Source organism: Bdellovibrio bacteriovorus, assembly GCF_001592755.1.
In the GTDB taxonomy this organism is placed as follows: domain Bacteria; phylum Bdellovibrionota; class Bdellovibrionia; order Bdellovibrionales; family Bdellovibrionaceae; genus Bdellovibrio; species Bdellovibrio bacteriovorus_E.
This window is the reverse complement of sequence record NZ_LUKF01000007.1, coordinates 53,071-67,732: the sequence shown is the minus strand read 5'-3', so window position 1 is coordinate 67,732 and position 14,662 is coordinate 53,071. Positions and strand designations below refer to the sequence as shown.

Sequence of the window (14,662 nt, the reverse complement as noted above, 5' to 3'; positions counted from 1 at the left end):
TGACAGTAGCCCTATATCGGTAGTCGCATCTCAGATTGAGACGGCAGTAAATCCCAGGTTAACTCTAAGTAGGATGCTCACCTTTAGCATGATCTTCTAACTGAAACTATCCTAATGAAGAACTCAAATTCAGAAGCAGTAGCGAACAGATAGATAGATAGATAGATAGATAGATAGATAGATAGATAGATAGATAGATAGATAGATAGATAGATAGATAGTGGCCGCCGATTCCAATCTCTCATCAATCACCACTCACACTCGACATCGCTACCCCCAAAATATCTTCACATCACTACTTCAACAACATACTCATCAATATATGCCATTTAGATTGACGAACACCGCTTCGCTGAAGCTTTGAGTTAATATTTTGACAAAATATTTCTTGCCAAGGTTTTGTTGTTTTTAATTTTGCGAGCATCGTGCGAATGATTATTTCGTGAGAGGCTTCATGTTAGGAATACGAAGTCTTCGGTATGAGGCGATGTAAGCGTTTAACGCTCGATTCTCCGACAGTTTTTATCGCAACCTTCGCTCAGAAAAACCACGAAAACTGCTTTTAAAAAGTCGTGGTATTGTCCCTTTGACGAAAGGATACGCCATGGATTTAAAAAGAATTTCTGATCTGGAACTTACTCAGCGCTTAGAAAAGCTTGTTCGCACAGAGAGAAAAATCACCCATGTGATTCTTTTGCATATCAACGAAATGGAATCTCGCAAACTCTTCGCTGACATGGGATATGACGGGATGTTTTCCTATTTAACCAAACATCTGGGCTATTCTGAATCGAGCGCTTACAGGCGTTTGCAATCGGCTCGGTTGCTGAGACAAATTCCCTTGGTCGCCGAAAAGCTTGAGTCGGGAGCATTGAATCTTTCGCAGCTCACTCAAGTTCAAAAGTGCATCAAAGAAGAAGTAAGAACCTCAGGCGCGTTTCTTTCAGAGGCTAAAACGCTGAAAATATTAGAAGAGATTGAGAATAAGAATTCCTTTGAAACCCAAAAGATCTTAGCAGCTGAATTTAAACAACCCATTCAAACGCATGAAAGTTTAAAGCCTCAGGCAGATGAAAGTGTTCGCTTAGAAGTAACCTTAACTAAGGAAGAGTTCGCAGACTTGCAAAAAGCACGAGATCTCTTGTCGCATGTGTGTTCCGACGGCTCCTGGGGAGAAGTCATTGGGGCACTTGCAAAAAAATTTAATAAATCAAAAATGCCGAAACTATCACTTGTGAACAGTAACGCATAGCTTCGCCGCTACGGAGATGTCGCCGTGGCGAGAGATACGTTTAGGACGTATTGAGGGAATTATTCTTTTTGCAAAATAGAATTGAGGTTGAGACAAATTTAAAAAAGACACTAAGGTTGGTAGTTACGTCATTGTCGCTTCTCAGGCTGTTATTTGAATACTCTATTTAGTGCGAATGTTTTCACGTGCGCCTGTTATAAATCGCAACGATAACCGTTTATATTTGGTGAAAAAAGCTCATCAACACGATGATAATTTTCGACGCCGAATGTGAGTTGGTGAAATGAGTGATGTCCAGCCGAAGTTTTATAAAATCACGATCGAAACATAGGATAGGTGATAATAGTATCGTGTAAAAGGTACTATCGCGTAAGGTGCTATCGGCGTGAGTGTATTGGAAGAGCTTTGAATGATCCCCAAAAAGCCCCTCAATCCCACCAGTGCGTGGCGGAGTGAAGGGCTTCGATTTTACCAAGAAAATTATTTTTTCTCGGTCGCTGCTTCCGGAGCGATGTAGTCTGGAGCTACGAAGTCTACGGTGAACGGGTATTTATACGACTTGTAAGCACCGATCTTCGGGCGGCCGGCGCTGATGTAGGCTTCGTCCCACAGATTTGCTAGCAACACGGCTCCGCGGGCCATTTCTGTTACGATGAGTGGTTTCATTTTTTTGAAAGCAACAGAAGCGGGTTCTCTTTCCGCCGCTGTTTTAAGTTCCATGCCTTTTTCTTTTTTAAGCTCGGATTTCTTTTTGATTGGATCTAGTTTCAAGATTTTCGCGATCTCTTTATTGGAAATCACACTCAAAACTTTCATCTTTTCAATCGTTGTCTTTGGTTTTAAGAACTCTGGATTTTTCATTGCACGAGCTTCTTTTAGAACCAAAGCATCCAGGTCGCCATCGAATTCACCCACTACAGAGTCTTCGAAGTAAGCATGAATTCCACCATGACCAGCGGCGTAGCCGTCATAATCTGCAGAAGTATGGAAAGGCTGAGCATTATCACCCACAAAGTGACCCATCAAACCCATCGATACAACCATTTGGTAAGCCAACTTGTTATACGGAAGTTCGTTGTTCTGTTCTTCTTTGAAGTTAGCTGGAGGAGTCGCCGTCGCGAAATCTTTTTGCAGTCCTGCGATAATGCGCATGAACTGATCTGCTCTCCACCAAGAAGAACCAAATTCTTGAGGGATGGACTTAATCGTAGACCCATCGTTTTTAAACTTGTTCGGCTTGCCCGTGAAATCTGCTGTCAATTTTTTGAAATCAACGGGGATGTCTTTCACGTCAAGACCAATCACTTCGATATCAATGAAGTGAGTGGGGTTTCCAAGTTGATTGGCTTCTCCGCCAAGGCTCTTCCAATAGAAGTCCGGCATATTGCAAAGATGGCCCATCATTTGCGGTTTGTTTTTCAAGTACTCTTTAAGGCCCGGTTCTTTCACTAGGAAACTCGCCGCGCGGCAGACAGCATCGTGACCACGACCGCCCCAAGCCAAAGCTTGAGTGGATGTCGCCATCAGTAAAACAAGAAGAAGACTTTTCATGGAAACCTCTCTTTTAAAAAACTAAAACCCTTCGCGACCTAAAGCTTTCGGAGCACGGCTTTTACCGATGAATCCCGCTAAAGCAATGATAGTCACAAGATAGGGAAGAATTTGAACAAACTGAACTGGAATTTCGGTTTCGCCAAAGCGCACACCTTGCAAACGGATCTGAACCGCGTCGGCAAAGGCAAAAAGCAAACACGCTGCTAAAGCGGGAAGTGGCTTCCACTTACCAAAGATCAAAGCCGCTAGCGCCATATATCCACGACCACTTGTCATCATCGGTGAATAAGCCGAAGACAAGAACAAAGAAAGACTTGCGCCACCCCAAGCCGCAAAGATGCCGCTAAAACAAACCGCCGCCCAACGAACTTTACGCACACTCACGCCACTGGCGAGCAAAGCTTCAGGATGCTCGCCGGCAAACAAAAGCCAAAGCCCTGAGCGCGATTTATAAAGCCAGAACGCAACAAGTCCCACAAGAACGAAGGCCATGAGCAAAGGTTCAAAAGTAAAACGATCTTCCACCAACAAAGCCGGTGTCGTCCCGGTTGAGTTATAAAGAATCTTCGTCAGGAAAGGAATCACACCCATCGCCAGTAAATTGAAGGCCATACCGGTGACGATTTGATCGGCCTTTAGTTCGATAACAAAAAGCGCATAAAGAGCGCCAACAATAAGACCCGCGATCAAAGCCGCGCCCCAACCCAGCCACGCGGAAGCGAAATACTGTCCAGCGACGGCGCCTGCGAAAGCCCCGAAAAGCATAAAGCCTTCCAAGGCGATGTTCACGATACCAGAACGTTCACTCATCAAGCCACCGGTAGCGGCAAAGATAAGTGGCGTCGCTAATCGTAAAGTCGCAAATACCAAAGCTAAAATAAGAGAGAATGATTCCATTACGACTTCCTCTTACGGTTTTTCTTCAACCATTCCCAGTAAGCTTGTCCCGCAACACCAAGAATAATGAAGGCTTGAATAATGCGAGAGAAATCACGCGTGATCGTTGAAGTTTCTAAATCCAGATCTGAGGCCCCTTTGTGAAGAGCGCCCATCAAAAAGGCGGCAGCGATAATTCCCAAAGGATTGTTGTTCGCAAGCAAGGCGACTGCAATTCCGATAAATCCATAGTCCGGTGAAAAACCGATACGATATTGACCCGCACTTCCTAAAACTTCAGACAAAGCCACACAACCAGCTAAAGCTCCACCCAACGCCATCGCAACCATGCGCATTTTCTTTTCAGAAATTCCTGCGCGATGAGCGGCTTCAGGATTAGATCCCACGGCTCGCAATTCAAAGCCCCACGTGGTTTTCCAGAGAAATATCCACATCAAAATCGCAAAAACAATCGCAAATCCCAAAGAGGCATTTGCCGGGGTATCGGGAAAAAGGCGCGCAATCAAATCATAGTCTTTAAACATATAGTTCGCCGACACCATCGCCGTTTCGGGGCTTTGTGAGTTCGGATTTGGAATCACTTTCAGCGTGAACCAACTCGCAAGACCGGCAGCGATGAAGTTCAGCATGATAGTTATAATAACTTCGTGACTGCCACGAACTGCGCGCAACCAACCCGCAATCCAACCCCAAAAGCCACCAACAAGAAGGGCCGCCATAAACGCAACCAAAGGAGCTAAAGGAAAAGGAATCTGCGGAAGTAAGATCCCCACTGCCGCCGCCGTCACTACGGCCATCGTCAACTGACCTTCAGCACCGATATTAAAAAGTCCCGCATGAAAACAAATCGCCACAGAAAGCCCGCAGAAAATCAGCGGTGTTGTATAGGACAAAGTCAGACCCAAATCATACATCGAGCCAAAGGCACTGCGCATGAGGATCATAAAAATATTCCAAGGATTTTCACCCGCAAAGAACGTCAAAAGCAAAGCGGCCACTAAGCCTATGGCAAATCCGATCAAACGTTTCAATTGCCACATCCCATTGCTTTACCCAAAGCAATTTCATCAAACTGCGCGCGCGTAAATTCTTTCACGAGGCGGCCTTTATAAAGAACAACGATACGGTCTGAAAGCGCCATCAGCTCATCCAGTTCGGAAGAGATCAGAAGAATTCCGGCCCCTTCATCGCGTGATTTGCGGAGTTCATTATGAATGAATTCAATGGCTCCAATATCGACACCGCGAGTGGGTTGTGCGGCGATAATGACTTGCGGATTTTGCAGAAGAGCCCGTGCCACGACCAATTTTTGCTGATTTCCCCCCGACATTTTATCGAAGGGCAGATGAGCATTGTGAGGGCGGATATCATACTTATTCATGATGTCTTTGGTTCTTTGCAAGATCTCTTTCGTTTTAAGGAAAAGTCCCTTAGCGAAAAGCAGGGACTTGTGCTGACCTAAAATGAAGTTTTCGTAAACGGGACGAGAAGGCAGAACTCCAAAGCGCAAACGATCTTCTGGAAACGATCCCACGGAACCTAACGTCGTTACTTTGCCCGTAAAATCTTCCAAGGCCTGTTTATCTAACAACGCTCGAATAAGGACGTCTTGACCGTTGCCTTCAACTCCCGCGACACCCACGATTTCACGAGCGTGAACAGAAAGTTTGATATCATCAATGCCGTGACTGCCCAGTCGTCCTGAAACAGATTCAAAGTGTAAAACAGTCTTGGCCTGGTCAACTGCCGTGTTTCTTTCCTGAGGTTTCTGAATGCGCCGACCGACCATCATTTCGGCAAGTTCTTCGGCATTTGTTTCGCGAGTCCACTTATGACCAACGACATGACCAGCACGGAAGACCGTCACGGAATCCGTCAACGCCATCACTTCTTTCAGCTTGTGAGTGATGATAAGAATAGTTTTACCTTCTTCACGCAAACGACGAAGATTTGCGAAAAGATCTTGGACTTCTTGGGGAGTTAACACGGCCGTAGGTTCATCCAGAATCAAAATCTCAGAATCTTGCGAAAGAATTTTCAGAATTTCCAAGCGTTGTTGTTCACCGACAGAAAGATCTTCGACTTTGGCATCCAGATTTATTTGAAAACCATAACGATGCGCGATTTCTTCAAGACGGTTTTTCTGAGAGGCTCTGGGCAGAAGCGAAAACGCGGAGCCTTTTTGCTGTAGAAGAATATTGTCCAAAGCGGTGAATGGTTCTGCGAGCATAAAGTGCTGATGAACCATTCCGATTTTTGCCGCCATGGCATCAATCGGAGAATGAAAGTGAACTTGCTGTCCGTTCACAAAAACTTCGCCCTCATCGGGGCGATACATGCCAAAAAGGATTTTCATCGCCGTCGACTTGCCGGCACCATTTTCGCCAACGATGGCATGGATAGCACCGCGCTCGACAAAGAATGAAATATCGGTATTGGCGCGGACTTCGCCGAAGAATTTAGAGACTTTTTTAAACTCGAGGGCTGGAACTGACATCACTATTTCTTTTTATAGTAGTCAGGAACAGTGATTTGTCCCGCGATGATTTTCTTTTTAATCTCTTCGACTTTCTTTTTCATGTCTGGAGTGATCAGCTTTTCGTTATATTGATCCAAAGTGTAATCAACACCTTTGTTTTTCAATCCATAACGAATAATACCCGGAGTGAACTTGCCTTCGTTCGTTTCTTTGATCGTGTCATACACAGCCACGTCGACGGCTTTCATCATGCTTGTCAAAATCACGCCCGGCTTAATCCAGTTCTGATTGGAATCCACACCGATCGCGAGTTTCTTTTTTTCTTCAGCGGCATCAAACACACCGGTATTCGATGCACCGGCCGCTACGAAGATAACGTCTGTGCCCGAAGCGATTTGTGAAAGAGCAAGTTCTTTGGCTTTTGCAGGATTGTTCCAAGCCTCACCCGTAACGCCGATATAGTTTTCTGTGATTTTAATTTTAGGATTTACATACTTCGCACCAGCGGCGTAACCCATGGCGAATCGACGGATTAAAGGAATATCCATTCCTCCGACATATCCGACAGCATTGGTTTTTGAAGCCATAGCGGCAAGGGCGCCGACAAGGAACGAACCTTCGTGTTCTTCAAACAACAAAGAGCGCACGTTCGGAAGGCTGACTTCAGAATCGACAACAGCAAATTTTACTTGAGGAAACTGTGGAGCGACTTTTTTAACGGGCTCTTTCTGACCAAAGCCAATTCCAATCACCAGATCAAAATTTTTACGAGCGAAAGAACGAAGAAGATTTTCCACCGCGTTTGTATCCGTGGCTTCGACATACTTCAGTTCAATTTTAAAATCTTTTTCTGCTTTGGTAGCACCGACGTAGGCCGCAGAATTAAACGACTTATCGTCTTTGCCGCCCTTATCTAAGACCAAGCCAACTTTAAGCGTTTTAGCATGTGAAACTATGTTAAAAGACAAGATTAACAGGGTAGTAAGGATCGTTTTTAACATCATCTGAGCCCTCAGAATCATCTAACTTGGCTGCGTTTTGGCAGCGATTAAGCGATTGATATCACAAAAAAATCTTAAAATTTATGTGAGGCAGAAGTTAGGAGAGGTGGCAATGTGAGTCAAGTCAAAAGCTTGTCAGCACCTTAACAGGAGCCCGTTACAAGTAAGTTATGTCGAAATTTCAATTAGGCACTTGTTTAAAGCCAGTTTAGGATCGACCTAAACATTTAACCCAAAGAAGAAAGTGCGGAGGAAATAGAGTATGGAATCTCAGACAATACTCAACGGCGGAGTAAACTCCCTTGGTTTTATGGGCAATCAAAACTTAAACATTCCAAATACTTCAAGCGTTCCCTATGAGGTGATTCACTTGAAGGAAGAAGAGATGATTTACAAAGAAGGGGAGCCGGCGAAGGGCCTGTACTATGTGCAATCTGGCTGTGTCAAAGTTGTAGTGAACCGCTCGCATGCACGCGGACGCACAACTACGAACGAGTACGTAACTAAGCTTGTTTCACCAGGCGAATATTTTGGCTACAAAGCACTGGTTAAAGGAGCTCCCGTTCAATCTCATGCAAAAGCTGTTAAATCGACAGTCTTGTGGTTGTATCCACGCGAATTGATTCAAGTTGCAATGGCTCAAGCAAGCCCATTGATCAAACTTCTTTTGAATCAAGCAGTGAATGACCTTGAGTCTTTCGAAACAACAAGCCAATTGCATTACTTGGCGTCAGTTCAAGAGCGTATCGCTTACCAGCTTGTGTTGCTTTCTGACAAATTTGGTGTGCAAACTCCAAACGGTATCTCTTTGAACCTTAAATTGACTCGCAATGAGTTCGCTCAGCTTGCTAGTACGATCAACGAGTCATTGTCTCGTCACCTGACTGAGTTTAAAAACGAAGGTCTGATCGATTTGAACGGTAAAGAGATCATCATCAAGAATAAAGAAGGCTTGATGAGAAGATCTGGCAATTTCTAATTTGCCGATTCAGCAAAAACCACAAAAACAAAAAGCCCTGTCACTGTGACCGGGCTTTTTGTTTTTAAAGCGTTGTCTCGCTCGAAAAAATAGATCTCACGGCGCGCTTGAGTGAAAGTCCTTGACGCAAGGCGATTCGAAAAGTTACTGCCTTCCTTAATGATGGAACCTATTGGCTATTTAGAATCCTGTTTTAGAGATAAATTCGGCACTCCCAGGCAACCTGGTTTGGTGAAGAAGGCTTGGGCGCGTTTGAAGATTCGTGCCGATTTGCAACCCGAAGAATCTTTGCAAGGTCTTGAGGGTTTCAGTCATGTGTGGCTTGTGTGGGTTTTTCATCAAAATAAAACCGCTCGTTATCACGCGAAAGTTCATCCTCCTCGTTTGGGAGGAAAAACCATGGGGCTTTTCGCAACCCGCAGTCCTCATCGTCCCAATCCTATTGGACTTTCGCTTGTCGAATTAATCGCCGTGGAAAAAGACGGCATCGTCGTTTCGGGTGCTGACTTAGTCGATGGCACTCCGATTTTAGATATCAAACCGTATCTTCCTGAAGTGGAGGCCATCCCTGATGCGCGCACGGGGTGGCCGGCGGAAGTGGCCAAAGAACAGATCCATGTAGAATTTACCGAGCACGCCGAAAACGTCATGCGTGATTGGGAAAGTCGCAATCCCGAGAAAGCTCTTCGCGAAATCGTCGTGGGTACGCTGCAATTGGACCCGCGTCCTGTGATTTACCGCGGTTACGAGGAAAAAGAGTCCCCTTATCGCAATGAGCACGCGGTTCGTTTGTTCGATGGAGATATTCACTTTAAGTTCGAAACGCCCACCCTCGTTCGAGTATTAGATATTCTTTTTACGCATAATTAGTTGCAGTTGCCTTTTATTTGCGCACCTTGCTAGATTCGCTATGAACCTAACAAGGGAGGAATATCGTGAGAACAATGGAAACGGCTTCTCATTCTGAACAGAGCACTCTTCGTAAAGTTCCGACATTGAGCCTTGCAAGTTATACTAAAGGCACCGATGCAGACCGCGCGAAGTTTATCGACAGTCTTTTTACAGGTCTTAAAGAATATGGATTCATCATTCTTAAAGATCACAACGTGAAAGCTGAAGACCTTCACAAAGCTTACGATATCCTAAAAAGATTCTACTCTCTTCCAACTGACGTAAAAAAATCTTACATCTCTCCGAAAGCGGGCTTCCAACGTGGTTACACTCCGTTTGGTCAAGAGCACGCTAAAGATTCTCCGGTTATGGATCTTAAAGAATTCTGGCACGTCGGCCGTGTTCTTGAAGAAGGCAATGCCTTGAAAACTGTCTACCCAGAAAACGTATGGCCGACAGAAATTCCTGAATTCAAAACTCACTTCACAGCTCTTTATGATGCGCTTGAAGAAGCGGGTAACGTAATGCTGGAAGCGTTGACGATGCCACTAGAAGTTGAAAAAGACTTTTTCGCGAAAATGACGAAAGATGGAAACTCAATCTTGCGTCTTCTTCACTATCCACCAATTCCAGAAGGTGTGGATCCTCGTTGCGTAAGAGCCGCGGCTCACGAGGACATTAACTTCATCACGATTCTTCCAGCGGCGACAGCTTCTGGTTTGCAATTGAAAGACCGCGATGGTCAGTGGTTGGATATCGATTCTGAACCAGACACTTTGATCGTCGACGTGGGTGATATGTTGGCGCGTTTGACGAACGATGTTCTTCCGTCCACAACTCACCGAGTGATCAATCCTCAAGACGGCACAAACCAAAGCCGTTATTCAATGCCATTCTTTATGCATCCACACCCTGAAGCTATGTTGAGCTGCTTGCCATCTTGTAAAGGGACAGGTGCAAAATACGCTGATATCACTGGTCATGACTTCTTGATGCAGCGTTTGCGCGAGATCGGTCTTATTAAGTAAGACATTTCTTGTCACTGAAACTGAAATCACTTCAAGAAGGGGATCTGCAAAGATCCCTTTCTTGCATTTTAAGGGTCACATTTACTATTAAGAACATGTCTATCACGAAGATCCATGCAGGGGGATGCCATGAGATATTTTGTGTTTTTGATGATGGTTTTGGTCAGCTTGTGGTCCGTGCACTCGCAGGCCGTCGACAATCAAATGAGTTTTCGTATTCGTGAGCTGGCTCCGAATCAGTACGAATACTCTTCGCTTTGGAATCCAATCACACAGGAAGCGCTTTTAAGAGTGGGACTTGTGGTTGACCAAATCGATCCGGTCTTAGTCGGCAGGGACATTTCTTTTTCTTCTGCACGCAAGGCTGAATTCGTTGCCAAAGACTGGCCTGAGCTAGGTGAGGACTGCAAAGTCGTTTCCGATTGGCATTTCGATTATTCTCCGGGTTTACCGCACTATTTGATGTACATGACATTACAAGGTCCAGGTTGTGAACGCGTCGCTCATCTTTTTGACTATTTGCACGTTCGCCTGCGCTTTATCGGTGTTTCGCTTCTGAATTTTGAACCCGTTGACGTCGCTGTCGAGATCAGTCGATAGTTAAAGAATGCACAAACGAAATGTCGCCATTCTTATCGTCGCTATCATTATCGGGCTTCTTATTTTCTTTTACTTGAAGCCCGCAAATACTCCCGAAGAACCTTCGGTGAATCCCGAAAGTATGGGAACGATTCCGCCTGAAGCATCCGCTCGCGCAAATAAAGCAACGCCTCCGCCTCCCATGGATGCAGCGGTGCCGACGGGAACTGCCGCGGGATTTTTGCCGACGAAAATGGAAGATCCCCAAAAGTTTCAGGCCTACCAAAAGCACACTCAAGCCATGGCAACGTGTCTGAACATGAAGATTCAGCCTCTAGATCCTCAAGCCGAAATTAATTTTGATAATTTCAATAAAGCTATTTCCGCTGACCTCGGGGACGTCGTCGCGCAAAGTGATGAATGGTTTACGACAGATATTCGCACGCCTTCTGGAGAAGTTCGTCGCATCTATGTTGAAAATACGAACACGGCTAGTGGCGAGCCCACTCGCACTTTGAAATATTCCGTTATGGAATCCAATGGGGCGCAACGAGAAATCCCCTTAGCAGCAGAACAAACCAACAACCCCACGGATACATTAATTGCGACGTTGGAATCGGATGGAAGCATTGTTGGTAAGGCGAATTCACGCCGTATCTTTTATCAAAACGGTGATGACTTGTTGTTAGTGGAAAGAGACGGGAAGATCTATTCTTTTGAACTTCCACATGATGGAAAGATCTTCAGTTGCACCGGAGCTGACTCCGCCGTCACTATGTCATGCACGTGTAAGTAATTTTTGATATTCAAAAAATAAAAAAGACGAGGTCCGTTTCCTGACCTCGCCTTTTTTTGTTTTAGAACTTACAGAGCTATTGGAAACGCGTTAAAGCGTCTTTCAATGATTCTAGTTGGATCTTAGATTGAGCTAGCAATGCTTTATCCGCCGCCACAACATCCTCATCCGCATTGGCGATAAACTTTTCATTTGAAAGTTTACCCGTCAGCATCGTGATGTCTTTTTGAAGCTTTTCGATCGTTTTATTGATGCGTTTTACTTCCTCATCGAAATCCACAAGGCCTTCAAGCGGGATGATTACTTTTACGCTGGCATCTTTAACGACAACTGGAGCTACGGCACACTTCATTAAGTTGCCTTCTTCACCGATGTCTAGATTTTCTAAACGTCCCATCGTCATAATCGCGGTTTTATTATTGCCCAAGATTTTTTGAACTTGGTCATTCATCACACCCAAACGTGCGTTGATTTTAGTCGCCGGGCTGATGCGGTTTTCACCACGAATGTTACGAATCGCTGTGATCACTTCTTTCACGATATCGATTTCTAAAGCCGCTTGAGCAGAACCCAGGCTTAAGAATTCTTTGTCGTTACGAGTGTTCGGGAATTGATCCACGATACAAGCAGCGCCCTTGATCGGAAGCTTTTGGTAAATCTCTTCCGAGATGAACGGCGCAAATGGATGCAACAAACGAGTGATGCGGTTTAGAACCTGAGCAATCACAAGTTGAGTTGCTTTTTTCTCTTCAGCGTTCGTTCCATTCATAATCGGTTTCGTAAACTCGATATACCAGTCACAGAACTGATTCCAGATGAAGTGATAAAGAGCGTTGGCGGCGTCAGAGAATCTTTCCGTCTCCATCGCTTCTTCAACTTCCTTCGTGACTTCAGCAAGTTTCGTGATGATCCATTGGTCAAATACGCTGATGTCAGCTTGTTTCGGAAGAGCTTTGACTCCTTCCGCTGGCACTTGGAAGTCTTGCAAGTTTGAAAGTGCGAAACGAGCCGCATTCCAAATCTTATTCATGAAGTTTCTGTAGCCTTCAAGACGTTGTTCACTGAATTTAAAATCTTTTCCAGAGTACAAGTGAGCCGAGAACGTAAAGCGCAAGGCATCCGCGCCATATTTCTCGATCATTTCTACTGGATCAACAGAGTTCCCCAAAGACTTAGACATCTTACGACCTTGAGAATCGCGAACCAGTCCGTGGATGTAAACCGTGCGGAACGGAACATCACGCTTAAACTCAAGACCTAGCATGATCATACGAGCCACCCAGAAGAAGATGATATCGTGACCAGTAACTAGATAATTCGTTGGATAGAATGTTTTTTGTGTTTCAGTGTCATTCGGCCATCCCATTGTAGAGAACGGCCACAAGCCCGAGCTGAACCACGTATCCAAAACGTCTTCGTCTTGATGAATCTTCGTGTTGCCACATTTTTCACAAGCCGTAACGTCGGTTTCACTGACAGTTTGGTGTTCGCAATTTTCACAGTACCAAACCGGAATACGGTGACCCCACCACAACTGACGAGAAATACACCAGTCTTCAATGTTGTTCATCCAGTGAAGGTAAACTTTTGTCCAAGATTCAGGTTCAAAACGAATCGTTCCGCTTTCAACCACGCGTTTAGCCGGAGTTGCAAGCTGCTCCATTTTTACGAACCATTGTTCTGACAAGAAAGGCTCTACCACCGCGCCCGAGCGAGAGCAGTGACCTACAGAGTGAACATGAGGCTCTTCCTTCACGAGGAAGTTCAAAGCTTTTAGATCTTCAAGAATGCGCTTACGAGCTTCTTGAACTTTAAGGCCTTTGTATTGCCCAGCATTTTCATTCAACTCGGCTTTTTTAGTCAGAATGTTGATGAACTCTAAATTGTGAGCCTTACCGATTTTGTAATCGTTAAAGTCATGCGCTGGAGTGATCTTCACCACACCCGAACCGAAAGATTTATCAACATAAGTGTCCGCGATGACTTTAATCTTTCTGTTGATCAAAGGGATGATCGCGTTTTTGCCGATCAAGTGTTTATAGCGCTCGTCCTCAGGATGAACGCACAAAGCCGTATCACCTAACATAGTTTCTGGACGAGTCGTTGCGACAGTCACCGTCTCTTGCGTGCCTTCGATCGGGTAAGAGATGTGATACAACGATCCTTTGACTTGCTTGTGTTCAACTTCCAAATCAGAAATCGCCGTTTCAAGAGGACCTGACCAGTTCACCAATCTTTGGCCACGATAGATCAAACCTTTTTTGTGCAAAGTAACGAAGACTTTGCGAACCGCTTTTGAAACGCCTTCATCCAAAGTGAAAACCGCGCGATCCCAATCACAAGAATCACCCAAGCGGCGCATTTGCGAATAAATGCGATCGCCGTATTGGTGTTTCCACTCCCACACTTTTTCCACGAATTTTTCGCGGCCTAAATCATGGCGAGTAACACCGTCTTTTTTAAGTTCTCTTTCAACGACAGATTGCGTGGCAATACCCGCATGGTCCGTTCCCGGCAACCACATGGCATTGTAACCGTTCATTCTTTTCCAACGGATCAGAATGTCTTGGATAGTATGATCCAAAGCATGACCCATGTGCAAAAAGCCAGTGACGTTCGGCGGAGGAAGAATGATAGAGAATGGAGGTTTTGTGGATTGATCTTGGGCTTTGAAATAGCCGGAGGATTCCCACCACTGATACGTACGACCTTCAACTTCAGCAGGATTATAACGATCCGATAATTGTTGTGACATTTAAGCGACCTCTAACTGACTTTAAGAATAAGAAATTCTTAGGTTTTTAACCGTTAGAGATTAGCAAATTCGGGGGCTTTGCGATAGTTCTAATGCCTTTCATCGGACCTTCCTTTTCTTGTTGCGTCACGGGCTTGGGCTTTGATCTGGTTTTAAGTGCGTTTATTTCGCTTCGAGCGACGGATTTGGGTGAGGGAGAGGGCTTGGAAGTGAACCGCTTCGTGCGGGCACGCCATCCGGGCTCAGTCGGTGCCGAGGCTTCGCCTCGGTTCGCGCCGTCGTGGCGCCACCGAAGGCCCTTTCTTCGAGTTCACTTCCAAGCCCTCTCCCTCACCCAAATCTGTGCTGATGCTTCTATCGTGCTTCGAACATTCAAGTCTAAGAGGTGATGCGTTTTCTAATAGGCGGTTGGTGGTGGAATTCGAAAATCGATGAAGAATGAATTCGAAGG

At 45.2% G+C, this 14,662-nt stretch carries 12 protein-coding genes; 6 read left to right on the top strand and 6 right to left on the bottom strand.

Going from position 1 to position 14,662, the window contains the following annotated elements:
* Window positions 1-604: 604 nt before the first annotated feature.
* On the top strand, window positions 605-1,252 hold the full coding sequence (locus AZI85_RS06230) for a DUF222 domain-containing protein (protein WP_063243282.1): 648 nt from the start codon (window positions 605-607) through the stop codon (window positions 1,250-1,252).
* 480 nt (window positions 1,253-1,732) lie between these two features.
* On the opposite strand, the gene AZI85_RS06225 is transcribed toward AZI85_RS06230, so the two are convergent.
* From AZI85_RS06225 to AZI85_RS06205, 5 genes are read right to left on the bottom strand one after another with little or no spacing between them, the layout of a single operon-like run.
* Window positions 1,733-2,803 carry a hypothetical protein gene (locus AZI85_RS06225; RefSeq protein WP_063243281.1) on the bottom strand — a complete coding sequence of 357 codons (1,071 nt, stop codon included), beginning with the start codon at window positions 2,801-2,803 and terminating at the stop codon, window positions 1,733-1,735.
* Between the two features lie 21 nt (window positions 2,804-2,824).
* Window positions 2,825-3,703, bottom strand: coding sequence for an ABC transporter permease (locus AZI85_RS06220; protein WP_063243280.1), 879 nt, complete (start codon window positions 3,701-3,703; stop codon window positions 2,825-2,827).
* Window positions 3,703-4,734, bottom strand: a complete 1,032-nt coding sequence (locus AZI85_RS06215; RefSeq protein ID WP_063243295.1) for an ABC transporter permease — start codon at window positions 4,732-4,734, stop codon at window positions 3,703-3,705. Before AZI85_RS06215 ends, AZI85_RS06220 begins: the two co-directional genes overlap by 1 nt.
* Window positions 4,731-6,200, bottom strand: coding sequence for an ABC transporter ATP-binding protein (locus AZI85_RS06210; RefSeq protein ID WP_063243279.1), 1,470 nt, complete (start codon window positions 6,198-6,200; stop codon window positions 4,731-4,733). Before AZI85_RS06210 ends, AZI85_RS06215 begins: the two co-directional genes overlap by 4 nt.
* Before the next feature lie 2 nt (window positions 6,201-6,202).
* On the bottom strand, window positions 6,203-7,183 hold the full coding sequence (locus AZI85_RS06205; RefSeq protein WP_063243278.1) for a BMP family lipoprotein: 981 nt from the start codon (window positions 7,181-7,183) through the stop codon (window positions 6,203-6,205).
* A 262-nt stretch (window positions 7,184-7,445) separates the two neighbouring features.
* On the opposite strand from AZI85_RS06205, the gene AZI85_RS06200 reads away from it, so the two are divergent.
* The 5 genes from AZI85_RS06200 to AZI85_RS06180 all read left to right on the top strand — a co-directional run bounded on the left by AZI85_RS06200 (window position 7,446) and on the right by AZI85_RS06180 (window position 11,456).
* Complete coding sequence (locus AZI85_RS06200; protein WP_041871249.1) at window positions 7,446-8,162, top strand: Crp/Fnr family transcriptional regulator; 717 nt, start codon at window positions 7,446-7,448, stop codon at window positions 8,160-8,162.
* Between the two features lie 159 nt (window positions 8,163-8,321).
* Window positions 8,322-9,032, top strand: a complete 711-nt coding sequence (gene tsaA, locus AZI85_RS06195) for a tRNA (N6-threonylcarbamoyladenosine(37)-N6)-methyltransferase TrmO (RefSeq protein ID WP_253720875.1) — start codon at window positions 8,322-8,324, stop codon at window positions 9,030-9,032.
* A 74-nt stretch (window positions 9,033-9,106) separates the two neighbouring features.
* Complete coding sequence (locus AZI85_RS06190) at window positions 9,107-10,081, top strand: isopenicillin N synthase family dioxygenase (RefSeq protein WP_253720879.1); 975 nt, start codon at window positions 9,107-9,109, stop codon at window positions 10,079-10,081.
* A 129-nt stretch (window positions 10,082-10,210) separates the two neighbouring features.
* Window positions 10,211-10,681 carry a hypothetical protein gene (locus tag AZI85_RS06185; protein WP_063243275.1) on the top strand — a complete coding sequence of 157 codons (471 nt, stop codon included), beginning with the start codon at window positions 10,211-10,213 and terminating at the stop codon, window positions 10,679-10,681.
* Window positions 10,682-10,688: 7 nt separating this feature from the next.
* Window positions 10,689-11,456, top strand: coding sequence for a hypothetical protein (locus tag AZI85_RS06180; RefSeq protein ID WP_063243274.1), 768 nt, complete (start codon window positions 10,689-10,691; stop codon window positions 11,454-11,456).
* A gap of 76 nt (window positions 11,457-11,532) precedes the next feature.
* Here the strand turns inward: AZI85_RS06180 and AZI85_RS06175 are convergent, their stop codons facing one another.
* Window positions 11,533-14,211: a valine--tRNA ligase gene (locus tag AZI85_RS06175; protein ID WP_063243273.1), complete on the bottom strand. Its 2,679-nt coding sequence runs from the start codon at window positions 14,209-14,211 to the stop codon at window positions 11,533-11,535.
* Between the last annotated feature and the right edge of the window lie 451 nt (window positions 14,212-14,662).